General features: G+C 69.6%; 33 protein-coding genes. 2 read left to right on the top strand and 31 right to left on the bottom strand.

Going from position 1 to position 19,154, the window contains the following annotated elements; all coding sequences use genetic code 11:
* Positions 1-353 precede the first annotated feature (353 nt).
* The 11 genes from IEY94_RS15390 to secY all read right to left on the bottom strand — a co-directional run bounded on the left by IEY94_RS15390 (position 354) and on the right by secY (position 8,201).
* The gene (locus IEY94_RS15390) at positions 354-905 is read right to left on the bottom strand and encodes a class I SAM-dependent methyltransferase (protein WP_229784058.1); all 552 of its coding nucleotides are present in this window, start codon (positions 903-905) and stop codon (positions 354-356) included.
* A gap of 128 nt (positions 906-1,033) precedes the next feature.
* Positions 1,034-1,861: a tRNA pseudouridine(38-40) synthase TruA gene (gene truA, locus IEY94_RS15385; RefSeq protein ID WP_189170856.1), complete on the bottom strand. Its 828-nt coding sequence runs from the start codon at positions 1,859-1,861 to the stop codon at positions 1,034-1,036.
* 58 nt (positions 1,862-1,919) lie between these two features.
* Positions 1,920-2,468 (bottom strand): 50S ribosomal protein L17, encoded by a 549-nt coding sequence (rplQ, locus tag IEY94_RS15380; RefSeq protein ID WP_189170855.1) that lies wholly within the window; start codon positions 2,466-2,468, stop codon positions 1,920-1,922.
* Positions 2,469-2,498: 30 nt separating this feature from the next.
* Positions 2,499-3,521, bottom strand: coding sequence for a DNA-directed RNA polymerase subunit alpha (locus tag IEY94_RS15375; RefSeq protein ID WP_189170854.1), 1,023 nt, complete (start codon positions 3,519-3,521; stop codon positions 2,499-2,501).
* Between the two features lie 187 nt (positions 3,522-3,708).
* Positions 3,709-4,116 (bottom strand): 30S ribosomal protein S11, encoded by a 408-nt coding sequence (gene rpsK / locus IEY94_RS15370; protein WP_189170853.1) that lies wholly within the window; start codon positions 4,114-4,116, stop codon positions 3,709-3,711.
* 23 nt (positions 4,117-4,139) lie between these two features.
* Positions 4,140-4,520 (bottom strand): 30S ribosomal protein S13, encoded by a 381-nt coding sequence (rpsM, locus tag IEY94_RS15365; RefSeq protein WP_189170852.1) that lies wholly within the window; start codon positions 4,518-4,520, stop codon positions 4,140-4,142.
* 198 nt (positions 4,521-4,718) lie between these two features.
* On the bottom strand, positions 4,719-4,832 hold the full coding sequence (rpmJ, locus tag IEY94_RS15360) for a 50S ribosomal protein L36 (RefSeq protein WP_020520458.1): 114 nt from the start codon (positions 4,830-4,832) through the stop codon (positions 4,719-4,721).
* A gap of 67 nt (positions 4,833-4,899) precedes the next feature.
* Positions 4,900-5,121, bottom strand: a complete 222-nt coding sequence (gene infA / locus IEY94_RS15355; protein ID WP_007073013.1) for a translation initiation factor IF-1 — start codon at positions 5,119-5,121, stop codon at positions 4,900-4,902.
* A gap of 197 nt (positions 5,122-5,318) precedes the next feature.
* Positions 5,319-6,161, bottom strand: coding sequence for a type I methionyl aminopeptidase (gene map, locus IEY94_RS15350; RefSeq protein WP_189170851.1), 843 nt, complete (start codon positions 6,159-6,161; stop codon positions 5,319-5,321).
* Positions 6,162-6,163: 2 nt separating this feature from the next.
* On the bottom strand, positions 6,164-6,817 hold the full coding sequence (locus IEY94_RS15345; protein WP_189170983.1) for an adenylate kinase: 654 nt from the start codon (positions 6,815-6,817) through the stop codon (positions 6,164-6,166).
* A gap of 40 nt (positions 6,818-6,857) precedes the next feature.
* Positions 6,858-8,201, bottom strand: coding sequence for a preprotein translocase subunit SecY (gene secY / locus IEY94_RS15340; protein WP_189170850.1), 1,344 nt, complete (start codon positions 8,199-8,201; stop codon positions 6,858-6,860).
* 596 nt (positions 8,202-8,797) lie between these two features.
* Between secY and IEY94_RS15335 the strand changes: the two genes are divergently transcribed.
* Both IEY94_RS15335 and IEY94_RS15330 read left to right on the top strand, forming a co-directional pair.
* Positions 8,798-9,247: a neocarzinostatin apoprotein domain-containing protein gene (locus IEY94_RS15335; protein ID WP_189170849.1), complete on the top strand. Its 450-nt coding sequence runs from the start codon at positions 8,798-8,800 to the stop codon at positions 9,245-9,247.
* Between the two features lie 10 nt (positions 9,248-9,257).
* Positions 9,258-9,680 carry a hypothetical protein gene (locus tag IEY94_RS15330; protein ID WP_189170848.1) on the top strand — a complete coding sequence of 141 codons (423 nt, stop codon included), beginning with the start codon at positions 9,258-9,260 and terminating at the stop codon, positions 9,678-9,680.
* Positions 9,681-9,842: 162 nt separating this feature from the next.
* Here IEY94_RS15330 and rplO read toward each other — a convergent pair whose 3' ends face one another.
* The 20 genes from rplO to rplC all read right to left on the bottom strand — a co-directional run bounded on the left by rplO (position 9,843) and on the right by rplC (position 19,141).
* Positions 9,843-10,286 carry a 50S ribosomal protein L15 gene (gene rplO / locus IEY94_RS15325; RefSeq protein WP_189170847.1) on the bottom strand — a complete coding sequence of 148 codons (444 nt, stop codon included), beginning with the start codon at positions 10,284-10,286 and terminating at the stop codon, positions 9,843-9,845.
* Positions 10,286-10,468 (bottom strand): 50S ribosomal protein L30, encoded by a 183-nt coding sequence (gene rpmD / locus IEY94_RS15320; protein ID WP_189170846.1) that lies wholly within the window; start codon positions 10,466-10,468, stop codon positions 10,286-10,288. The genes rplO and rpmD overlap by 1 nt, the downstream gene beginning before the upstream one ends.
* Entirely contained in the window at positions 10,468-11,091 is a 624-nt protein-coding gene (rpsE, locus tag IEY94_RS15315; protein ID WP_189170845.1) for a 30S ribosomal protein S5, read from the bottom strand. The genes rpmD and rpsE overlap by 1 nt, the downstream gene beginning before the upstream one ends.
* 29 nt (positions 11,092-11,120) lie before the next feature.
* Positions 11,121-11,516, bottom strand: coding sequence for a 50S ribosomal protein L18 (gene rplR / locus IEY94_RS15310; RefSeq protein WP_189170844.1), 396 nt, complete (start codon positions 11,514-11,516; stop codon positions 11,121-11,123).
* Entirely contained in the window at positions 11,513-12,055 is a 543-nt protein-coding gene (gene rplF / locus IEY94_RS15305; RefSeq protein WP_189170843.1) for a 50S ribosomal protein L6, read from the bottom strand. The genes rplR and rplF overlap by 4 nt, the downstream gene beginning before the upstream one ends.
* Positions 12,056-12,064: 9 nt before the next feature.
* On the bottom strand, positions 12,065-12,472 hold the full coding sequence (gene rpsH / locus IEY94_RS15300; protein WP_189170842.1) for a 30S ribosomal protein S8: 408 nt from the start codon (positions 12,470-12,472) through the stop codon (positions 12,065-12,067).
* A gap of 108 nt (positions 12,473-12,580) precedes the next feature.
* On the bottom strand, positions 12,581-12,766 hold the full coding sequence (locus tag IEY94_RS15295) for a type Z 30S ribosomal protein S14 (protein ID WP_189112297.1): 186 nt from the start codon (positions 12,764-12,766) through the stop codon (positions 12,581-12,583).
* A 5-nt stretch (positions 12,767-12,771) separates the two neighbouring features.
* On the bottom strand, positions 12,772-13,341 hold the full coding sequence (gene rplE, locus IEY94_RS15290; protein ID WP_189170841.1) for a 50S ribosomal protein L5: 570 nt from the start codon (positions 13,339-13,341) through the stop codon (positions 12,772-12,774).
* Positions 13,341-13,652, bottom strand: coding sequence for a 50S ribosomal protein L24 (gene rplX / locus IEY94_RS15285; RefSeq protein ID WP_189170840.1), 312 nt, complete (start codon positions 13,650-13,652; stop codon positions 13,341-13,343). Before rplX ends, rplE begins: the two co-directional genes overlap by 1 nt.
* A 3-nt stretch (positions 13,653-13,655) precedes the next feature.
* The gene (rplN, locus tag IEY94_RS15280) at positions 13,656-14,024 is read right to left on the bottom strand and encodes a 50S ribosomal protein L14 (protein ID WP_189170839.1); all 369 of its coding nucleotides are present in this window, start codon (positions 14,022-14,024) and stop codon (positions 13,656-13,658) included.
* Positions 14,025-14,125: 101 nt separating this feature from the next.
* Positions 14,126-14,401, bottom strand: coding sequence for a 30S ribosomal protein S17 (gene rpsQ / locus IEY94_RS15275; RefSeq protein WP_189170838.1), 276 nt, complete (start codon positions 14,399-14,401; stop codon positions 14,126-14,128).
* A complete protein-coding gene (gene rpmC / locus IEY94_RS15270; RefSeq protein WP_189170837.1) occupies positions 14,401-14,634 on the bottom strand; it encodes a 50S ribosomal protein L29 in 234 nt (77 codons plus the stop codon). The genes rpsQ and rpmC overlap by 1 nt, the downstream gene beginning before the upstream one ends.
* Positions 14,634-15,059, bottom strand: a complete 426-nt coding sequence (gene rplP / locus IEY94_RS15265; RefSeq protein ID WP_189170836.1) for a 50S ribosomal protein L16 — start codon at positions 15,057-15,059, stop codon at positions 14,634-14,636. Before rplP ends, rpmC begins: the two co-directional genes overlap by 1 nt.
* A gap of 3 nt (positions 15,060-15,062) precedes the next feature.
* Entirely contained in the window at positions 15,063-15,935 is an 873-nt protein-coding gene (gene rpsC / locus IEY94_RS15260) for a 30S ribosomal protein S3 (RefSeq protein WP_189170835.1), read from the bottom strand.
* Complete coding sequence (gene rplV / locus IEY94_RS15255) at positions 15,935-16,366, bottom strand: 50S ribosomal protein L22 (RefSeq protein WP_189170834.1); 432 nt, start codon at positions 16,364-16,366, stop codon at positions 15,935-15,937. The genes rpsC and rplV overlap by 1 nt, the downstream gene beginning before the upstream one ends.
* 30 nt (positions 16,367-16,396) lie before the next feature.
* Positions 16,397-16,678, bottom strand: a complete 282-nt coding sequence (gene rpsS / locus IEY94_RS15250) for a 30S ribosomal protein S19 (protein WP_189170833.1) — start codon at positions 16,676-16,678, stop codon at positions 16,397-16,399.
* Positions 16,679-16,684: 6 nt separating this feature from the next.
* Positions 16,685-17,524, bottom strand: a complete 840-nt coding sequence (gene rplB / locus IEY94_RS15245; protein ID WP_189170832.1) for a 50S ribosomal protein L2 — start codon at positions 17,522-17,524, stop codon at positions 16,685-16,687.
* A 14-nt stretch (positions 17,525-17,538) separates the two neighbouring features.
* The gene (gene rplW / locus IEY94_RS15240; RefSeq protein ID WP_189170831.1) at positions 17,539-17,841 is read right to left on the bottom strand and encodes a 50S ribosomal protein L23; all 303 of its coding nucleotides are present in this window, start codon (positions 17,839-17,841) and stop codon (positions 17,539-17,541) included.
* On the bottom strand, positions 17,838-18,494 hold the full coding sequence (rplD, locus tag IEY94_RS15235; protein ID WP_189170830.1) for a 50S ribosomal protein L4: 657 nt from the start codon (positions 18,492-18,494) through the stop codon (positions 17,838-17,840). Before rplD ends, rplW begins: the two co-directional genes overlap by 4 nt.
* Positions 18,491-19,141 (bottom strand): 50S ribosomal protein L3, encoded by a 651-nt coding sequence (gene rplC / locus IEY94_RS15230; protein ID WP_189170829.1) that lies wholly within the window; start codon positions 19,139-19,141, stop codon positions 18,491-18,493. The genes rplD and rplC overlap by 4 nt, the downstream gene beginning before the upstream one ends.
* Positions 19,142-19,154: the final 13 nt, after the last annotated feature.

Raw genomic sequence — 19,154 nt, 5'->3', positions numbered from 1 at the left:
ATCACCGGAGGCGTGTTCCGTGGTGGCATGTGTGGCGCTGGGGCGACACGGGGCTGTGCGTCTGCGGCCTCCCCTGGCCCTGCCTCGATGCGGGCTTCCACTCCTACTCCGCTCCCCCGCGGGAGTCCGGCGGTCGCCGGAACCGGGTTCGGGAGGAGCACGAGTGGAAGCGCCTCTGACGACCAACTGCTATCGGGACCGCCACGACCACTGCCCCGGTTACCTGGACCCCGACCTCGGGCCCGTACACCGCCCGTAGTTGTCCGTGCCATCGCACGGCGGTAACCCGAGGGCGCCGATCCGATGGCCACGGCGATGCCGCCGCGGCCATGCCGGCGGAAACTCCTGATCCGTCAGTCGCGGCTGACGCGCAGGACGCGGAAGCCCTTCTGGCTGGCCTGCCGCGACACCGCCCAGCCCAGCCCGACCAGCCACTCCTGCAGCGAGTCCGCCCCCAGGTGCCGCGCGACCACCAGCCACGCCACCCCGTCGTCGGCCAGCCGCGGCAGCCACCGTTCCAGCAGCGCGTGCAGCTCCGCCTTCCCCACCCGGATCGGGGGGTTGCTCCACACCTGCCGGAACCGCACCCCGGCCGGCACCCCGTCCGGGTCGCTCACCCGCACCCGCTCCGCCGCCCCGACCGCCGCGGCATTGACCGCGGTCAGTTCGCGGGCCCGGGCGTTCACGTCGACCGCATACACCGTCGCCCCCGGCGCCCGGTCGGCCAGCACGGCAGTGATCGGCCCGTACCCGCACCCCAGGTCCAGCAGCGGCCCGACCTCGTCGGCGTCCGGCAGCGGCGCCTTGCGCAGCAGCACCGCCGTACCGGGGTCCAGCCGGCGCGCCGAGAAGACCCCCCGCCCCGCGGTCAGCGTGTACTCCCGCCCGCCCGCGGCGAACGCCACCGCGTGCGTCCGCCCGCTGCTGCCCGGCTCGGCGGCGAAGTAGTGCTCCGCCGCGGGCCGCGGGCCGCCCCCGGCCGCCGCCGGAACACCGTCGTCGCCGCCGGCCGGCGGCACGGTCGGGTCGGCGGTCACGGCGTGCCCGCCGGGAGGGTGCGCAGCCGGCGCGTCCGGGCGTCCTGCGCCGCGTACTCCGCCGCGTCCGGGTACCCGACCTCCACCAGCGTCAGCCCGTGCGCCGGCGCCACCGTCACCTCGCCGGCCCGCTCGGCGCGCCCGAGCAGGCTCGCCGGCCAGTCCGGCCCGCGCCGCCCGTCGCCGACCGGCAGCAGCGCCCCGACCAGGCTGCGGACCATCGCCTGGCAGAACGCGTCCGCCTGGACCGTCGCCAGCAGGATGTCGCCGTCGCGCCGCCAGTCCAGCCGGGTGAGCGCGCGGATGGTGGTCGCGTTGTCCTTGCGCCGGCAGTACGCCGCGAAGTCGTGCTCGCCGAGCAGCCCCGCCGACGCCGCGGCGAGCCGGTCGGCGTCGAGCGGGCGCGGCCAGGCGACCGTGTCGCGGCGGCGCAGCGGCTCGGCGCCGTACGCCGCGTCGGTGACCCGGTACTCGTACCGCCGGTGCGTCGCCGAGAACCGCGCGTCGAAGCTCGCCGGCACCGCCGCCAGCGCCCGCACCCGCACGTCGTCGGGCAGGAACCGGTTCAGCCGGTGCAGCGCGTTGCCGGGCAGCTCGGCGAGGTCGAGGTCCAGGTGGCAGACCTGTCCGGTGGCGTGCACCCCGGCGTCGGTGCGCCCGGCCACGGTCAGCCGGTCGACCCGGTCCACCCCGTACAGCGTGCGCAGCGCGTCGCCGAGCACCCCGGCCACGGTCCGCTGCTCCGGCTGGACCGCCCAGCCGGCGAAGTCGGTGCCGTCGTAGCTGACGTCCAGCCGTACCCGCACCGCGCCCCTCCCGTCCACATGCGAGTGGAGGCGCCCCGCCCGCGCGGAACGCCCCCACCATTGTCGGATCCGCGGACTACTTGTCGCCCTCGGCGTCCTTCGTACCCTCGACGTCGCCCGACGCGGAGGCCGCGGCGGCCTCGGTGTCGGCGGCCGCCGGCTCGGCGGCGGTCGCCTCGGCGGGCTCCTCCGCGACGGCCTCGGCCGGCGCCGCCGGCTTCGGGGCGGCCTTCTTCGCCGGGGCCTTGCGCGCCGGCGCGGTCTCTACCAGCTCCTCGACCAGCTCGATGATCGCCATCGGCGCGTTGTCGCCCTTGCGGGGGCCGGTCTTGGTGATCCGCGTGTAGCCGCCGGGGCGGTTGGCGAACCGCGGCGCCAGCTCGTCGAACAGCTTGAAGACCACGTCCTTGTCGCGGACGACCGACAGCACCCGGCGGCGGGCGTGCAGGTCACCGCGCTTGGCCTTGGTGATGAGCTGCTCGGCGAACGGGCGCAGCCGCTTGGCCTTGGTCTCGGTGGTCTTGATCTTCCCGTGCTCGAACAGCGACGTGGCCAGGTTCGCCAGCATCAGTCGCTCGTGCGCGGGGCTGCCGCCGAGGCGCGGACCCTTGGTGGGCGTGGGCATTGGTGCTCCTAGTCTCAGGTGGCGGCAGCCTCAGAGCTGCTCGGTCTCGCGGTAGTCGTCACTGTCGTAGTCCACCTCGCCGAAGGAGTCCACGACATTGGCCGGGTCGAACGTCGGGGCGGAGTCCTTGAGCCCCAGGCCCATCCCGGCGAGCTTCATCTTGACCTCGTCGATGCTCTTCTGGCCGAAATTCCTTATATCCAGAAGATCGGCTTCCGTGCGCCCGATGAGTTCGCCGACGGTGTTGATGCCCTCGCGCTTGAGGCAGTTGTACGACCGGACGGTCAGGTCCAGCTCCTCGATCGGCAGCGCCAGGTCGGCGGCGAGCTGCGCGTCCTGCGGCGACGGGCCGATGTCGATGCCCTCGGCCGACTCGTCCAGCTCGCGGCACAGCCCGAACAGCTCGACCAGCGTCGAGCCGGCCGAGGCCAGCGCGGTCCGCGGCGAGATCGACGCCTTGCTCTCCACGTCGATGATCAACCGGTCGAAGTCGGTCCGCTGCTCGACGCGGGTGGCCTCGACGCGGTACGTGACCTTCATGACCGGCGAGTAGATCGAGTCGATCGGGATCCGGCCGATCTCCGCCGAGGCGTTCTTGTTCTGCGCCGCGGTGACGTACCCGCGGCCGCGCTCGACGGTCAGCTCCATGTCCAGCCGGCCCTTGCCGTTCAGCGTGGCCAGCTTGAGGTCCGGGTTGTGCACCGAGACGCCGGCCGGGGGCTGGATGTCGCCCGCGGTGACGTCGCCGGGGCCCTGCTTGCGCAGGTACATGCTGACCGGCTCGTCGTGCTCGGAGCTGACGGACAGCTCCTTGATGTTCATGACGAGCTCGACCACGTCCTCCTTGACCCCGGGGATCGTGGTGAACTCGTGCAGCACGCCGTCGATCTTGATGCTGGTGACGGCCGCGCCCGGGATCGAGCTGAGCAGCGTCCGCCGCAGCGAGTTGCCGAGCGTATACCCGAAGCCGGGCTCCAGCGGCTCGATCGTGAACTTCGACCGCGTCTCGCTGATCGCCTCTTCGGACAGCGTGGGTCGCTGAGTAATGAGCACTGTCGATCTCTTTTCGTCAGGGGCACCCGCTATATGACGCCCACAAACCCAATTCTAAAGCTCTTGATCCAACGCCGGTGGCCGCCGCGAGGGCGGCGCTGGCGGTGCCGCGGCCGGACACCGTGTGCTGGCGCACACAAGTCCGGCCGCGGTGCCGCCAGCGACGTTCTCGCGGCGGCCGTACGCATCAAACCCGGCGGCGCTTGGGGGGGCGGCAACCGTTGTGCGGCTGCGGCGTCACGTCGCTGATCTGGCCGACCTCCAGGCCCGCGGCCTGGAGCGACCGGATCGCCGTCTCCCGGCCCGAGCCCGGGCCCTTGACGAACACGTCGACCTTCTTCATGCCGTGGTCCATCGCGCGGCGGGCGGCGGCCTCGGCGGCGAGCTGCGCGGCGAACGGGGTCGACTTGCGCGAGCCCTTGAACCCGACCTGCCCCGACGACGCCCAGGAGATCACCGCACCGGTCGGGTCGGTGATCGACACGATGGTGTTGTTGAAGGTGCTCTTGATGTGGGCGTGCCCGTGGGTGACGTTCTTGCGTTCCTTACGCCGGACCTTCTTGACCGCGGCCCCGGCACGTGCCTTCGCTGGCATAACTCAGTGGCTCCTCATCACGATTACTTCTTGCCGGCCTTCTTCTTGCCTGCCACGGTCCGCTTCGGGCCCTTGCGGGTCCGGGCGTTGGTACGCGTGCGCTGGCCGCGTACCGGCAGGCCCCGGCGGTGCCGGATGCCCTGGTACGTGCCGATCTCGACCTTGCGGCGGATGTCGGCGGCGACCTCGCGGCGCAGGTCGCCCTCGACCTTGAAGTGGGCCTCGATGTAATCGCGGAGCTGGACGACCTCTTCGTCGGTGAGGTCCTTGGCCCGCTTGTTGTTGTCGATGCCGGTGGCGGCGAGCGTTTCGAGTGCCCGGGTGCGACCGACCCCGAAGATGTAGGTGAGCGCGATCTCCATCCGCTTTTCGCGGGGGAGGTCGACGCCGACTAGACGTGCCATCGGTGGGCGTACTTCCTAACTGTGCGCGGAGGTCTGCGCCCACCCCGTCCCCCACCCGGCGCAGCGCCGGTGCCCGTGGGGCCCCGGCCTCCGACCGGGGGTGAGCGGGCGGCGGCGCTGGTGCGCCATGGGCGTGGCCGGTCCGGCCACGGCCGCCCGCTGGGGCGAGCTATTCAACTGTGTGCGTCGAGCCGGGGCTCAGCCCTGGCGCTGCTTGTGGCGCGGGTCGTCACAAATGATCATGACCCGGCCGTGCCGGCGGATGACGCGGCACTTGTTGCAGATCTTCTTGACGCTCGGCTTGACCTTCACGGTGTGCCTTTTCGGTCCATGCCCGGCGCCGCGAGGCCCGCGGCGTGGGCGGTGGGGTTGTACCCGGCTACTTGTAGCGGTAGACGATGCGCCCGCGGGTCAGATCGTACGGGGAAAGCTCCACGACGACCCGGTCCTCGGGCAGGATGCGGATGTAGTGCTGCCGCATCTTGCCGCTGATGTGGGCCAGGACCTTGTGGCCATTGGCGAGCTCGACCCGGAACATTGCGTTCGGGAGTGGCTCGATCACCCGGCCCTCGATCTCGATGGCCCCGTCCTTTTTCGGCATGTCCTCCGCTACCTACGTCGGGATCCTGGGAACAGGCGCCGCGCGGCCCGTCCGCTGCCCGATCGGGCAGTCCCGCGAGGAGTTGACCCGCGAGGAGTGGCCGATGCTGGACAGGCAGGATGGGACGCCGAGCGCCAAGCGGTCAGTCTACGCCCCCCGTTCGAGCGACGCCAAACCGGGGGCCGGCGGTACGGCGGTCAATGCAGCGCGGGCTGCCGGGCGGTGACCAGGTCGCCCAGCCGCTCCCGCCCGCCATCGGCGGCGGTCAGCACCCACACCCCGTCGGGCAGCAGCGCCATCGTGTGCTCCACGTGGACGGACATCGATCCGTCCCGGGCCACGACCGTCCACCCGTCGTCCAGCTCGACCGTCTTCGGCGAGCCGAGCGTGACCATCGGCTCGATGGCCAGGCACAGCCCGGTCACCAGCGCCGGGCCGCGGCCGGGGCGGCCGTGGTTGAGCACGTGCGGGTCCTGGTGCATCTCGGTGCCGATGCCGTGGCCACCGTACCCCTCGACGATGCCGTACCGGCCGCCCTTGCGGATCGTCCGCTCCACGGCCGCGGAGATGTCGGTCAGCCGGCCCCGGCCGCTGGCGCAGCCGCGGGCGGCGGCGGCGATCCCGGCCCACATCGCGTCCTCGGCGACCGCGGCCATCCGGGCCACCCGCGGGTCGATCCCGCCCACGCCGACCGTGATCGCCGCGTCGCCGTGCCAGCCGTCGAGCACCGCGCCGCAGTCGAGCGAGATCACGTCACCCGCCCGCAGCACCTGCTCCTTGCTGGGGATGCCGTGCACGATCTGCTCGTTCACCGAGGCGCAGATCGACGCCGGGAAGCCCTGGTACCCCTTGAACGACGGGACCGCGCCCGCCGCCCGGATGGTCGACTCCGCGATCGCGTCCAGGTCGGCGGTCGACACGCCGGGCGCGACCGCCGCCCGCATCGCGGCCAGCGCGTCGGCGACCACCAGGCCGGCGGCGCGCATGAGCGCGATCTGCTCCGGCGTCTTGAGCTGAATGTCGAGATCCTGCTGCCGCACGCCTACCCGCCGTATGAACGCAGCGCGTCTATCGCGCGGTTGGTCACGTCCTCGACCGGGCCGGTCGCGTCGATCCCGACGAGCTTGCCCTGCGCCCCGTAGTAGTCGACCAGGGGCGCGGTGTCCCGGGCGTACACCCGGAGCCGCTCGGCGATCGTCTCGGCCTTGTCGTCGTCGCGCTGGTACAGCTCGCCGCCGCACCGGTCGCAGATGTTCTCCCGGCTCGGCGCGTCGAACTCGAGGTGCCAGATCTTCTGGCAGCCGCGGCAGTTGCGCCGGCCGGACAGCCGCCGGATCACCTCGTCGTCGTCGACCACCAGCTCCAGCACGAGGTCGATCGCCGTGCCGAGGTCGGCCAGCAGCTTGTCCAGCGCGACCGCCTGCGGCGTGGTCCGCGGGAAGCCGTCGAGCAGGAACCCGTCGGCGGCGTCCGACTCGGCGAGCCGGTCCGCAACCATGTTGATCGTGACCTCGTCCGGGACGAGCTGGCCGGAGTCCATGTACCGCTTGGCCTGGAGGCCCAGGGGGGTCCCCTGGGCCACGTTGCCGCGGAAGATGTCGCCGGTGGAGATCTTCGGGACCGCGAGGTGGGCCGCGACGAACTCGGCCTGCGTACCCTTGCCCGCGCCCGGCGGGCCCACCAGCACCAGGCGCATCATCGGACCGCTCCCGCGGTCGGGTGGCTGCCCGGACCCACTAGCGCAGGAACCCTTCGTAGTTGCGCTGCATAAGCTGGCTCTCGATCTGCTTCACGGTCTCCAGGCCCACACCCACCATGATGAGGACCGCGGTACCGCCGAACGGGAAGTTCTGGAACTGGTCCTTGTCCAGCCAGATGAACATGAAGTTCGGCAGGACGGAGATGAGGCCCAGGTACAGCGAGCCCGGCAGCGTGATCCGGCTCAGGATGAAGTCCAGGTAGTCCGCGGTCGGGCGGCCGGGCCGGATGCCCGGGATGAAGCCGCCGTACTTCTTCATGTTGTCGGCCACCTCGGTCGGATTGAAGGTGATCGACACGTAGAAGTAGGTGAAGAAGATGATCATCAGGAAGTAGATGACGATGTGCTCCCACGCCGTCGCCGAGACGATGTGGTCGTTCACCCACCGCTGCCAGCCGTTGAGGTTGTTCTGGTCGAAGAACTGGAGCAGCAGCTGCGGCAGGTACAGCAGCGACGACGCGAAGATGACGGGCACGACGCCGGCCTGGTTGACCTTCAGCGGGATGTAGGTCGAGGTGCCGCCGTACATCCGCCGGCCGACCATCCGCTTGGCGTACTGCACCGGGATCCGGCGCTGCGCCTGCTCGATGAAGACCACGAGCGCGATGACCAGCAGCACCATGATGATGACCAGGCTGAACTTGTCCCAGCCCTTCTCCCGGATCCGCCAGCCCTCGGCGGGGAGCCGGGCGGCGATCGAGGTGAAGATCAGGACCGACATGCCGTTGCCGACGCCGCGGTCGGTGATCAGCTCGCCCAGCCACATGATCACGCCTGTGCCGGCGGTCATCGTGATGACCAGCGTGGCCAGGGTCAGCCAGTACGGCATCCCCTCGCCGCTCATGTCGGGGATGATCGTGAAACGCGCGTCGTTCTGCGGGCAGGCGTTGCCGAAGATCGTGCCGGAGCGGGCCAGCGCGATGAAGGACGCCGACTGCAGCACGGCGAGACCGAGTGTCAGGTATCTGGTGTACTGCGTGATCTTGGCCTGCCCCGACTGGCCCTCCTTGCGGAGCTGCTCGAACCGCGGCACCACCACGGTGAGCAACTGCAGGATGATCGACGCCGTGATGTACGGCATGATCCCGAGGGCGAAGATCGAAAGCGAGAGCAGGGCTCCACCGGAGAACAAATTCAGTAGCGTAAAGACGCCGCTGGTATCATTCTGCGAAACCTTCAAGCATTCCTGAAGGTTTCCATAGGAGACACCCGGGCCCGGCAGTGTTGCGCCGAGGCGGTAGACCGCGATCATCCCGAGCGTGAACAAGATTTTCTTGCGCAGGTCAGGCGTGCGGAACGCACTCACAAAGGCGGACAGCAACGATTCCTCCTGCGTTGGTACATGCCTGCGCCCATGGCAGGCAGGTTCACGGCAGCGTCGACCGACTGCCGGGCACCGTACAGTACCAAGCCGGTCCGTCGAGGAGCGGCTTGACCCGGCACGGATCGCCCATCGTCGGCGACACCGACCGTCATGCTAGTCGATCCCGCCGCGCAGCCGCCGCCCCAGCCTCCGTCAACTCGCGACGACCAGGCTAAACATCAATTTCATTCATGTTGCGCGGCGGCCTCGATCGACCACAGCCACCCCCATACGCGCCGGGACCACCGACGCGCGGACGCCGCTGCACTCTCGCGCCACGAACCCGTTGCGCATCGACGAGGAGCTGGCGCGACCCCGCGAAATCTCGGGTCGCCTCGCGGGGATCGCCGCCCAGTAACCACCGGGATCGACCGATGACGTGTTGAGGCTGGTCAGCAGGGTGCTGCCGCTAATGAGCACCCCGAACCGCTGCGGCACTGCGCAGCCCTGCGCTGTCGGGTAGGTGACACAACGGATGCGATCAAGGATTTACAGCTATACAAAATAGCTGTGATCGCAATCCGGCGACGCACTCTTTCAGCAAAGGCGGGGTAATGCAGCAGAGGTACCTTATTGCGGCTGCGGCGGCCGTATCGCTGTTCAGCGTCGGTTCGCTACAGCAGGGTGCTGCCGCGGCAGTATCACCGGCTCCATCGATTTCCTTCCAGCCGGGGAATCCCGTGCAGGACGGAAGCACCGTGACCGTGCGAACCAGCGACTTCCCGGCCGACAGCGAGCTGGACGTCTTCCAGTGCAACGGCGCGGCGGCACCCAACGTCGTCTGCTCCACCGCTGCGCCACTCACCCTCGTGTCGAACCAAGCGGGCGCCGCCAGCGGCACCACCACCCTGTCCAGGAAGTTCGACGGCACGGATGACCAGGGTGAACCCGTAGCGATCGACTGCGCCGTCAGCCAGGAGTGCGTGCTGGTGGCGGTGACCGTCGACCAGGACGACGAATTCAGTGCGGTTACCAAGCTTTCGTTCAGCACCGATCAGCGATAGGAGTTCAGTCATGACGAAGCCGATGCGAAGGATCGCAACGTTCGCACTCACCACTGCCACGGTGTTCACCGGCATGGCGACAGTGAATGCACCGGCGAACGCCGCAGCGCCCGGTGATGCCGCCGCAATTCTGCGCGCGTGTGGCTTGGAGGCCGGTAACACCCACCGGTCCGGCAACGAGATCGTCGGCTCCGGACGTTCCACGGGGTCGCCGTGCGCAGGTCGATTCAACCTCGAGATTCAGCGCAAGCGGTGGCTCGGCTGGGAGACCGTAAAGAAGGGTGACGGTGCCGCGAACGGCACTTGGCAGTACATCCGCTATAACTGCGCCAAGACCGGTACGCATACTTTCCGTACTCTGGTCAAGGGCAGGATCGCCGGCAAGTACCTCTCCGATTTCTCGAACGAGACGCGCCAGAACTGCGGAAAGTAGCACCACCGCCCCGCACGAATACCGGGCGGTTGCCCCGAATAACATCGTTCTGGCCGCCGAGATGCCTCGGCGGCCAGAACTGTTCTACTCGCTTTTCGACCGTTGCCATAGCGCGTGGCGGGCAGGCACATCGATGTGCCTGCCCGCCACGCGCTAGGAAGACTACAGCTCGGTGACCGAGCCGCCGGCCGCGCCGATCTTCTCCTTCGCCGACGCGCTGAACGCGTGTGCGCTGACCTGCAGCGCAACCCCGTTCAGGTCGCCGTCGCCGAGGACCTTCACCGGCTGACCCGGCCGGACCGCGCCGCGCTCGGCCAGCTCCAGCGGGCCGATCTCGCCGCCCTCCGGGAAGAGGGTCGCGAGCCGCTCCAGGTTGACCACCTGGAAGGTGACCCGGAACGGGTTCTTGAAGCCCTTCAGCTTCGGCAGCCGCATGTGGATCGGCATCTGGCCGCCCTCGAACGCCGCGGGGACGTTCTTGCGCGCCTTGGTGCCCTTGGTACCGCGCCCGGCCGACTTGCCCTTGGAGCCCTCGCCGCGACCCACCCGGGTCTTGGCGGTCTTGGCGCCGGGGGCCGGGCGGAGGTGGTGGACCTTGATCGTCATTACTCGACCTCCTCGACCTTCACGAGGTGGCTGACCTTGAAGATCATGCCCCGAATCTCGGGACGGTCCTCCTTGACCACCACGTCATTGATCCGCTTCAGGCCGAGCGAACGCAGGCTCTCGCGCTGGTTGTGCTTGGCCCCGATCTCGGAGCGGAGCTGGGTGACCTTGAGGCGGGCCATCACGCACCCACCCCGGCGGCCTCGGCCTTGGCGCGCAGCATCGCGGCCGGGGCCACATCCTCGACCGGCAGGCCACGACGCGCCGCGACCGCCTCGGGCGACTCCAGGCTCCGCAGCGCGGCGACCGTGGCGTGCACGATGTTGATCGGGTTCGACGAGCCGAGGCTCTTGGACAGGATGTCGTGGATGCCGGCGCACTCCAGCACGGCACGCACCGGGCCACCGGCGATGACGCCGGTACCGGCGGAGGCCGGCTTGAGCAGCACGACGCCCGCGGCGTCCTCGCCCTGGACCGGGTGCGGGATCGTCGCGCCGATCCGCGGCACCTTGAAGAAGTGCTTCTTCGCCACCTCGACGCCCTTGGCGATCGCCGCGGGCACCTCCTTGGCCTTGCCGTACCCGACGCCGACCGTGCCGTCGCCGTCGCCGACGATCACCAGGGCGGTGAAGCTGAACCGACGACCGCCCTTGACGACCTTCGCGACACGGTTGATCGCGACGACCCGCTCGAGGTGCGGGGTCTTCTCGGCGGACGCGTTCCCGCGACCGCCCTCACGGCGGTTGTCGCGGCGACCACCCTCGCTGCCACCGGACCCGCCGCCACGGCGCTGTTGACCTGGCATCAGCAGCCTTCCTTCCTACTCGTGACGGACTAGAACTGGAGACCGGCTTCGCGGGCGGCATCCGCCAGCGCAGCGATCCGACCGGCGTACTGGTTGCCGCCGCGGTCGAAGACCACGCGGTCGATGCCCGCGGCCTGCGCCCGCTCGGCCAGCAGGGTGCCGACCTTCGTGGCCTGGTCGCTCTTGCTGCCACCGACGGTGCGCAGCGAGGCGTCCAGCGAGGACGCGGAGGCCAGCGTACGGCCCACGGAGTCGTCGACGATCTGGGCCGTGATCTGGCGCAGCGACCGGGTGACGACCAGGCGCGGCCGGGCGGCCGTACCGGTGATCCGCTTGCGGACGCGGAAGTGCCGCCGGGCCTTGCCGACCAGGCGCTTGCCCGCGACCCCGCCACCGCTGCGGCGCTTGAGGAGCGTGGCGCTCACTTCTTACCTGCCTTTCCGGCCTTGCGGCGGATGACCTCGCCCTGGTACTTCACGCCCTTGCCCTTGTACGGCTCCGGCGGGCGGATCTTGCGGATGTTCGCCGCGATCTCGCCGACGAGCTGCTTGTCGATGCCGGAGATGTGGAACAGGGTCGGCTTCTCCACCGCGAAGGTGATCCCCGTCGGGGGGGTCACCACGACCGGGTGCGAGAAGCCGAGCGCGAACTCCAGGTCCGAGCCCTTGGCCGTGACCCGGTAGCCCGTGCCGTTGATCTCCAGCGTCTTCTTGTAGCCCTCGGTGACGCCGACGATCATGTTGTTGATCAGCGTACGGCTCAGGCCGTGGCGCTCCTTCGCCCGACGCTCGTCGTTCGGCCGGTTCACGTCGATCGAGCCATCCTCGGCCCGGCTGACGGTGATCGGCTCGACGACGTCGTGCGACAGCTCGCCCTTGGGCCCCTTGACCTTGACGGTCGGCCCGGTGATGGTGACCTCGACCCCGGCCGGGACCGGGATCGGCTTACGTCCGATTCGCGACATTGATCTTCCTCACCAAACGTAGGCGAGGACTTCCCCGCCCACCCCTCGCTTGCGGGCCTGCCGGTCGGTGAGCAGCCCCTGGGACGTGGAAATGATCGCCACGCCCAGGCCGCCGAGCACGCGCGGCAGCTCCTGCGACTTGGCGTACACCCGCAGGCCGGGCTTGGAGACGCGGCGGATGCCCGCCAGGCTCCGCTCGCGGTTCTGGCCGAACTTCAGGTCCACCACCAGCTTCTTGCCGACGACGCCCTCCTCGGGCTCCTCGACAGCCCAGGCGGTGATGTACCCCTCGATCTTGAGGACCTCGGCCACATTGGCCTTGATCTTCGAGTAGGGCATCACCACCCGGTCGTGGTACGCCTGGTTGGCGTTGCGCAGACGCGTCAACATGTCTGCGATCGGGTCGGTCATCGTCATGGGAATGTCAGCCTTTCTCGCCGCGGTTCCCGCCGGTAGCGGTGGGCCTTCGGCGAAGAGCAATAGCCAATTCCGGCTCCGCCGGCGAGCCCCGCCGGCGTCCGGAAACTACCAGGAAGCCTTCGACACGCCGGGCAGCTCACCGCGGTGGGCCATCTCCCGGACGCAGACCCGGCACAGTCCGAACTTGCGGAACACGGCCTTGGGACGCCCGCAGCGCTGGCAGCGGGTGTACGCACGCACGGCGAACTTCGGCTTCGCGGCGGCCTTGATGATCAGCGCCTTCTTCGCCATCTCGCTCAGTTCTCCTTGAACGGGAAGCCCAGGAGCTTCAACAGCGCCCGGCCCTCGTCGTCGGTCTTGGCGGTCGTGACGACCGTGATGTCCATGCCCCGGGTCCGGTCGATCCTGTCCTGATCGATCTCGTGGAACACCGACTGCTCGGTCAGACCGAACGTGTAGTTGCCGTTGCCGTCGAGCTTGCGCCCGTCCAGGCCGCGGAAGTCCCGGATACGCGGCAGCGCGATCGACAGCAGCCGGTCGAGGAACTCCCACATCCGGTCGCCGCGCAGGGTGACCTTCGCGCCGATCGGCATGCCCTCGCGCAGCTTGAACTGCGCGATCGACTTGGTCGCGCGGCGGAGCTGCGGCTTCTGGCCGGTGATGGTGGCCAGGTCGCGCAGCGCGCCCTCGATCACCTTCGAGTCCTTCGCGGCGTCGCCGACGCCCATGTTGACCACGATCTTGACCAGACCGGGGGTCTGCATGGGGTTCGCGTAGCCGAACTGCTCGCGCAGCTTCGCGGCCAGCTCGGCGCGGTACCGCTCCTTGAGCCGCGGGATGGTCTTCTCTACGGTCGCTGCCGTCATCACAGGTCCTTACCGGTACGACGCGAGATGCGGACCTTCTGGCCGCTGTCGTCGACGCGGTACCCGATCCGGGTCGGCTTGCCGTCCTCGCTGAAGGCCACGTTCGACACGTGGATCGGGGCCTCCTGGGTGACGATGCCGCCGGTCTGGCTGCCGCGCTGTGTCTGGCTGATCCGGGTGTGCTTCTTGACGCGGTTCACGCCCTCGACCAGGACCTTGTCCAGCCGCGGGTAGGCGGCGAGCACCTTGCCCTGGCGGCCCTTGTCCCGGCCGGCGATGACGACGACCGTGTCGCCCTTCTTGATCTTCACGGTTTACAGCACCTCCGGCGCCAGCGAGATGATCTTCATGAACCGCTTGTCCCGCAGCTCCCGGCCGACCGGGCCGAAGATGCGCGTTCCGCGCGGGTCCCCGCCGTCCTTGATGATGACCGCGGCATTCTCGTCGAACCGGATGTACGACCCGTCCGGGCGGCGCTTCTCCTTGGCCGTACGCACGACGACCGCCTTGATGACGTCGCCCTTCTTCACGTTCGCGCCGGGGATGGCCTCCTTGACGGTGGCCACGATGACGTCACCGATGCCCGCGTAGCGCCGACCGGACCCGCCGAGCACCCGGATGCACAGGATCTCCCGCGCACCGGTGTTGTCGGCGACCCGCAGTCGCGACTCCTGCTGAATCACGTCTCTCTCCTATGTCCGCCAGTCCTCCGGCGCACCGGAGCTTGGAAGAACTCATCAGCGTGGCGGTGCCCGGCCGGGGCGGCCGGGCACGCGCCGTGCGACTACTTGGCCTTCTCGATGACCTCGACCAGCCGCCACCGCTTCGTCGCGGACAGCGGGCGCGTCTCCATGATCAGGACGCGGTCGCCGATGCCGCACACGTTCTGCTCGTCGTGCACCTTGAGCTTGCTGGTACGGCGCAGGACCTTGCCGTACAGCGGGTGCTTCACGCGGTCCTCGACCTCGACGATGATGGTCTTGTCCATCTTGTCGCTGACCACCAGGCCCTCACGGACCTTACGCCGGTTCCGCACCTCGGTCGTTGCTGCCTCAGTCATTACGCAGTCACCTCAGTCGGCGCGGCCGAGAGTCCCAGCTCGCGCTCACGCATGATCGTGTAGATCCGAGCGATGTCCCGCCGAATGACCTGCAGTCGGCGGTTGTTGTCGAGCTGACCGGTCGCGGACTGCACCCGAAGGTTGAACAGCTCCGCCTTGGCCTCCTTCAACTGCGCGACCAGCTCCTCCTCGGAGGACTCCCGCAGCTCGGCGGCCTTCACGCCCGCGGCCATCAGCTCTCACCCACTTCGCGCGTCACGATGCGGCACTTCATCGGCAGCTTGTGGATCGCGCGGCGCATCGCCTCACGCGCGATGGCCTCGTTCGGGAACGACATCTCGAACAGCACGCGACCCGGCTTGACGTTCGCGACCCACCACTCGGGCGAGCCCTTGCCGGAGCCCATCCGGGTTTCGGCCGGCTTCTTGGTCAGGGCCTGGTCCGGGAAGATGTTGATCCACACCTTGCCGCCACGCTTGATGTGCCGGGTCATCGCGATACGGGCCGACTCGATCTGTCGGTTCGTCACGTAGGCCGGCTCCAGCGCCTGGATACCGAACTCGCCGAAGACCACCCGGTTGCCGCCCTTGGACGCGCCGCTGCGGTCCGGGTGGTGCGGCTTGCGGAAGCCCTTCGGGGGCTTACGCGGCATCAGCATCGGTCAGCCCTCCTGCTGCTGATCGGGTGCGGCGGGGGCCGCACCGGTCTGCGTCTCGGTCGCCACCGGGGCGGCGGCCGCCGCGGCGACCGGGGCCGCGGCCGGGGCCTCGTCCCGGGCCGCGCGGCCCGCCTCGGTGCCGCCGGCCGTCGTCCCCGACGAGCCCGAGCGGGCCCGGCGCGGACGCTCGGCGCGGTCCCGGCGCGGGCGGCCGCTCGGTGCCTGCTCGGTCGGCTGCTCCCGACCCGGCACCGCGTCGCCCTTGTAGATCCAGACCTTCACGCCGATCCGGCCGAAGGTCGTGCGCGCCTCGAAGAAGCCGTACTCGATGTTGGCCCGCAGCGTGTGCAGCGGGACCCGGCCCTCGCGGTAGAACTCGGTCCGGCTCATCTCGGCGCCGCCGAGGCGGCCCGAGACCTGCACCCGGATGCCGCGGCACAGCGGGTTCTTCATCGCCGACTGCATCGACTTGCGCATCGCGCGGCGGAAGCTGACCCGGCTGGAGAGCTGCTCAGCGACGGCCTGCGCGACGAGCTGCGCGTCCGACTCCGGGTTCTTGACCTCGAGGATGTTGAGCTGGACCTGCTTGCCGGTCAGCTTCTCCAGCTCGCCGCGGATCCGGTCCGCCTCGGCGCCCTTGCGGCCGATGACGATGCCCGGGCGGGCGGTGTGGATGTCGACGCGGACCCGGTCCCGGGTGCGCTCGATGTCCACCTTGGAGATGCCGGCCCGCTCGAGGCCCTTCGACATCATCTTGCGGATCTTGACGTCCTCGCCGATGTAGTCCTTGTACAGCTTGTCGGACGCGTACCAGCGGGACTTCCAGTCGGTCGAGATGCCGAGCCGGAACCCGTGCGGGTGTACTTTCTGACCCATTACTCGGTCCCCTCCTCGGCCTGCGCGGCCGCCGGCTTCGCCTTCTTGGCCTTCGGCCGCGCCGTCGCCGCGGCGATCGCCACCACGCCGACGGTGATGTGGCAGGTCCGCTTCCGGATGCGGTACGCCCGGCCCTGGGCCCGCGGCCGGAACCGCTTCAGGGTCGGGCCCTCGTCCACGTACGCCTCGCTGATCAGCAGCGAGTCCGGGTCGAGCCGCTCGTTGTTCTCCGCGTTGGCGATCGCGCTCGCCAGCACCTTGTACACCGGCTCGCTCGCGGCCTGCGGCGCGAACTGGAGCACCGTCAGCGCCTCCTTCGCGGGCAGACCGCGGACGAGGTCGATCACGCGGCGCGCCTTGGTTGGCGAGAGGCGCACGTGGCGCGCGCTCGCCCGAGCGCCCGGCAGCACCGGAGCGTCGTTGGTTGGCATCGCTGTAACCCCTTGATCCTCTACTCGGTCTTACCTACGCCGGCTCTTACGGTCGTCCTTCTCGTGACCCTTGAACGTGCGGGTCAGCGCGAACTCGCCGAGCTTGTGCCCGACCATCGCCTCGGTGACGAAGACCGGCACGTGCTTGCGGCCGTCGTGCACCGCGATCGTGTGGCCGAGCATCTCCGGGATGATGGTCGAACGCCGCGACCAGGTCTTGATGACGTTCTTCGAGCCCTTCTCGTTCTGCGTCTCCACCTTCTTGAGCAGGTGGTCGTCGAGGAACGGGCCCTTCTTCAGGCTGCGTGGCATGGCGGATTAACCCCGCTTCCGGGTTGCGTAACGACGGCGGACGATCAGCTTGTCGCTCGCCTGCCCCTTGCGACGGGTACGGCCCTCGGGCTTACCCTTCGGGTTGACCGGGTGGCGGCCACCCGAGGTCTTGCCCTCACCACCGCCGTGCGGGTGGTCGACCGGGTTCATGGCGACACCGCGGACGGTCGGGCGCTTGCCCTTCCACCGCATCCGGCCGGCCTTGCCCCAGTTGATGTTTGACTGGTCCGCGTTGCCGATCTCGCCGACCGAGGCCCGGCAGCGCACGTCGACCCGCCGGATCTCGCCCGAGGGCATCCGGAGCGTCGCGTACACGCCCTCGCGGCCGAGGAGCTGGATGCCGGCGCCGGCCGAGCGGGCCAGCTTGGCCCCGCCGCCGGGGCGCAGCTCCACGCAGTGCACCGTCGTACCGACCGGGATGTTGCGCAGCGGCAGGTTGGCGCCGGGCTTGATGTCCGCGCCCACGCCCTGCTCGACCCGGTCGCCCTGCTTGAGGTCCTTCGGCGCCAGGATGTACCGCTTCTCGCCGTCGGCGAAGTGCAGCAGCGCGATCCGCGCGGTCCGGTTCGGGTCGTACTCGATGTGCGCGACCTTGGCCGGCACGCCGTCCTTGTCCACCCGGCGGAAGTCGATCAGGCGGTACTGCCGCTTGTGGCCGCCGCCGTGGTGCCGGGTGGTGATCCGGCCGTGCACGTTGCGGCCGCCCTTCTTGGGCAGCGGGCGCAGCAGCGACTTCTCGGGGGTGGACCGGGTGATCTCGGCGAAGTCGGCGACGCTGGAGCCACGTCGGCCCGGCGTCGTCGGCTTGTACTTACGGATAGGCATCTTTAGTCACATCCCTAGCTGACCGGGCCGCCGAAGGCCTCGATGCGGTCGCCGTCGGCCAGCTTCACGATCGCGCGCTTGGTGCTCTTGCGCTGCCCGAAGCCGGTCTTGGTCCGCTTGCGCTTGCCCTCGCGGTTGATCGTGTTGACCGTCAGCACGCGGACGTTGAAGATCTGCTGAATCGCGATCTTGATCTGGGTCTTGTTCGCGTCCGGGTGGACGAGGAACGTGTACCAGTTGTCGTCCAGCAGCCCGTAGCTCTTCTCCGAGATCACCGGGGTCTGGATGATGTCACGCGGGTCGGCAACCGTGCTCACTTGCCCGCCTCCTCGCTGCTCTCGGCCGGTACGCCGAGGAACTCCTCCAGCGCCTCGGTGGTGAACACCACGTCGTCGGCGACCAGCACGTCGTACGTGTTGAGCTGGCCCGACTCGATCAGGTGGACGCCCTCGCCGCCGAGGTTGCGCAGCGACAGCCAGTTGACCTCGTCCTCGACGCCGAGCACGACGAGCACCCGGCGGGATTCGGTCACCTTGCGCAGCGCCGTCAGCGCGGCCTTGGTCGACGGCGTCTCGCCGTCCACGAACGCCGAGACGACGTGCACCTGCCCGCCGCGCGCCCGGTCGGACAGCGCGCCGCGCAGCGCGGCGGCCTTCATCTTCTTGGGCGTCCGCTGGCTGTAGTCGCGCGGCACCGGGCCGTGCACGACACCGCCGCCGGCGAACTGCGGGGCGCGGATCGAGCCCTGCCGGGCGCGGCCGGTGCCCTTCTGCTTGTACGGCTTCTTGCCGCCGCCGGCGACCTCGCCGCGGGTCTTCACCTTGTGCGTGCCCTGGCGCGCCGCGGCGAGCTGGGCGACGACGACCTGGTGCATCAGCGGGATGCTGGCCTTGGCGTCGAAGATGTCGGCGGGCAGCTCGACCGAGCCGGCCTTGCTGCCGGTCGCGTCGATCACGTCCACGGAGGTCACTGGGTCACACCACCCTTCGCGGCGGTTCGGATCAGGACGAGCGCGCCGGCGGGGCCGGGGATCGCGCCCTTGACCAGGATCAGGTTCTGCTCGGTGTCGACGGCCTGCACGGTGAGGTTCTGCACCGTGAACCGGCGGCCGCCCATGCGGCCGGCCATCCGCAGGCCCTTGAACACGCGGCCCGGGGTCGCGCAGCCGCCGATGGAGCCGGGCGAGCGGTGCTTGCGCTCGACGCCGTGGCTGGCGCGCAGGCCGTGGAAGCCGTGCCGCTTCATGACGCCGGCGAAGCCCTTGCCCTTGGTCTTGCCGGTCACGTCGATGACCGCGCCGGCCGGGAAGCTCTCAGCGGTCACCTCCTGGCCGAGGGTGTACTCGCTGGCGTCCTTGGTGCGCAGCTCGACCAGGTGCCGGCGCGGCGCGACGTCGGCCTTGGCGAAGTGGCCCGAGACCGGCTTGTTGACCTTGCGCGGGTCGATCGCGCCGTACGCGAGCTGCACCGCCGAGTAGCCGTCCTTGTCCGCGGTCCGGACCTGGGTGACGACGCACGGGCCGGCCTGGACCACGGTCACCGGGACAACACGATTGTTGTCCCAGACCTGGGTCATGCCGAGCTTGGCGCCCAGGATGCCCTTCACTTGCCTGTCCATGAGTTCGCAGTCC

Source organism: Pilimelia anulata, from assembly GCF_014647895.1.
Taxonomy (GTDB): domain Bacteria; phylum Actinomycetota; class Actinomycetes; order Mycobacteriales; family Micromonosporaceae; genus Pilimelia; species Pilimelia anulata.
Note: the sequence above shows the minus strand (reverse complement) of the source record. Positions and strands in the feature narration are given on the sequence as shown.

What these genes read in the sequence shown, in the direction of transcription:
- rplQ (WP_189170855.1), bottom strand. Translation starts at nt 2,468, where the DNA reads ATGCCCACGCCCACCAAGGGTCCGCGCCTCGGCGGCAGCCCCGCGCAC.
- rpsK (WP_189170853.1), bottom strand. Translation starts at nt 4,116, where the DNA reads ATGCCAGCGAAGGCACGTGCCGGGGCCGCGGTCAAGAAGGTCCGGCGT.
- rpsM (WP_189170852.1), bottom strand. Translation starts at nt 4,520, where the DNA reads ATGGCACGTCTAGTCGGCGTCGACCTCCCCCGCGAAAAGCGGATGGAG.
- infA (WP_007073013.1), bottom strand. Translation starts at nt 5,121, where the DNA reads ATGCCGAAAAAGGACGGGGCCATCGAGATCGAGGGCCGGGTGATCGAG.
- IEY94_RS15345 (WP_189170983.1), bottom strand. Translation starts at nt 6,817, where the DNA reads ATGCGCCTGGTGCTGGTGGGCCCGCCGGGCGCGGGCAAGGGTACGCAG.
- IEY94_RS15335 (WP_189170849.1), top strand. Translation starts at nt 8,798, where the DNA reads ATGCAGCAGAGGTACCTTATTGCGGCTGCGGCGGCCGTATCGCTGTTC.
- IEY94_RS15330 (WP_189170848.1), top strand. Translation starts at nt 9,258, where the DNA reads ATGACGAAGCCGATGCGAAGGATCGCAACGTTCGCACTCACCACTGCC.
- rplO (WP_189170847.1), bottom strand. Translation starts at nt 10,286, where the DNA reads ATGACGATCAAGGTCCACCACCTCCGCCCGGCCCCCGGCGCCAAGACC.
- rpmD (WP_189170846.1), bottom strand. Translation starts at nt 10,468, where the DNA reads ATGGCCCGCCTCAAGGTCACCCAGCTCCGCTCCGAGATCGGGGCCAAG.
- rpsE (WP_189170845.1), bottom strand. Translation starts at nt 11,091, where the DNA reads ATGCCAGGTCAACAGCGCCGTGGCGGCGGGTCCGGTGGCAGCGAGGGT.
- rplF (WP_189170843.1), bottom strand. Translation starts at nt 12,055, where the DNA reads ATGTCGCGAATCGGACGTAAGCCGATCCCGGTCCCGGCCGGGGTCGAG.
- rpsH (WP_189170842.1), bottom strand. Translation starts at nt 12,472, where the DNA reads ATGACGATGACCGACCCGATCGCAGACATGTTGACGCGTCTGCGCAAC.
- IEY94_RS15295 (WP_189112297.1), bottom strand. Translation starts at nt 12,766, where the DNA reads ATGGCGAAGAAGGCGCTGATCATCAAGGCCGCCGCGAAGCCGAAGTTC.
- rplE (WP_189170841.1), bottom strand. Translation starts at nt 13,341, where the DNA reads ATGACGGCAGCGACCGTAGAGAAGACCATCCCGCGGCTCAAGGAGCGG.
- rpsQ (WP_189170838.1), bottom strand. Translation starts at nt 14,401, where the DNA reads ATGACTGAGGCAGCAACGACCGAGGTGCGGAACCGGCGTAAGGTCCGT.
- rpmC (WP_189170837.1), bottom strand. Translation starts at nt 14,634, where the DNA reads ATGGCCGCGGGCGTGAAGGCCGCCGAGCTGCGGGAGTCCTCCGAGGAG.
- rplP (WP_189170836.1), bottom strand. Translation starts at nt 15,059, where the DNA reads ATGCTGATGCCGCGTAAGCCCCCGAAGGGCTTCCGCAAGCCGCACCAC.
- rpsC (WP_189170835.1), bottom strand. Translation starts at nt 15,935, where the DNA reads ATGGGTCAGAAAGTACACCCGCACGGGTTCCGGCTCGGCATCTCGACC.
- rplV (WP_189170834.1), bottom strand. Translation starts at nt 16,366, where the DNA reads ATGCCAACCAACGACGCTCCGGTGCTGCCGGGCGCTCGGGCGAGCGCG.
- rpsS (WP_189170833.1), bottom strand. Translation starts at nt 16,678, where the DNA reads ATGCCACGCAGCCTGAAGAAGGGCCCGTTCCTCGACGACCACCTGCTC.
- rplB (WP_189170832.1), bottom strand. Translation starts at nt 17,524, where the DNA reads ATGCCTATCCGTAAGTACAAGCCGACGACGCCGGGCCGACGTGGCTCC.
- rplC (WP_189170829.1), bottom strand. Translation starts at nt 19,141, where the DNA reads ATGGACAGGCAAGTGAAGGGCATCCTGGGCGCCAAGCTCGGCATGACC.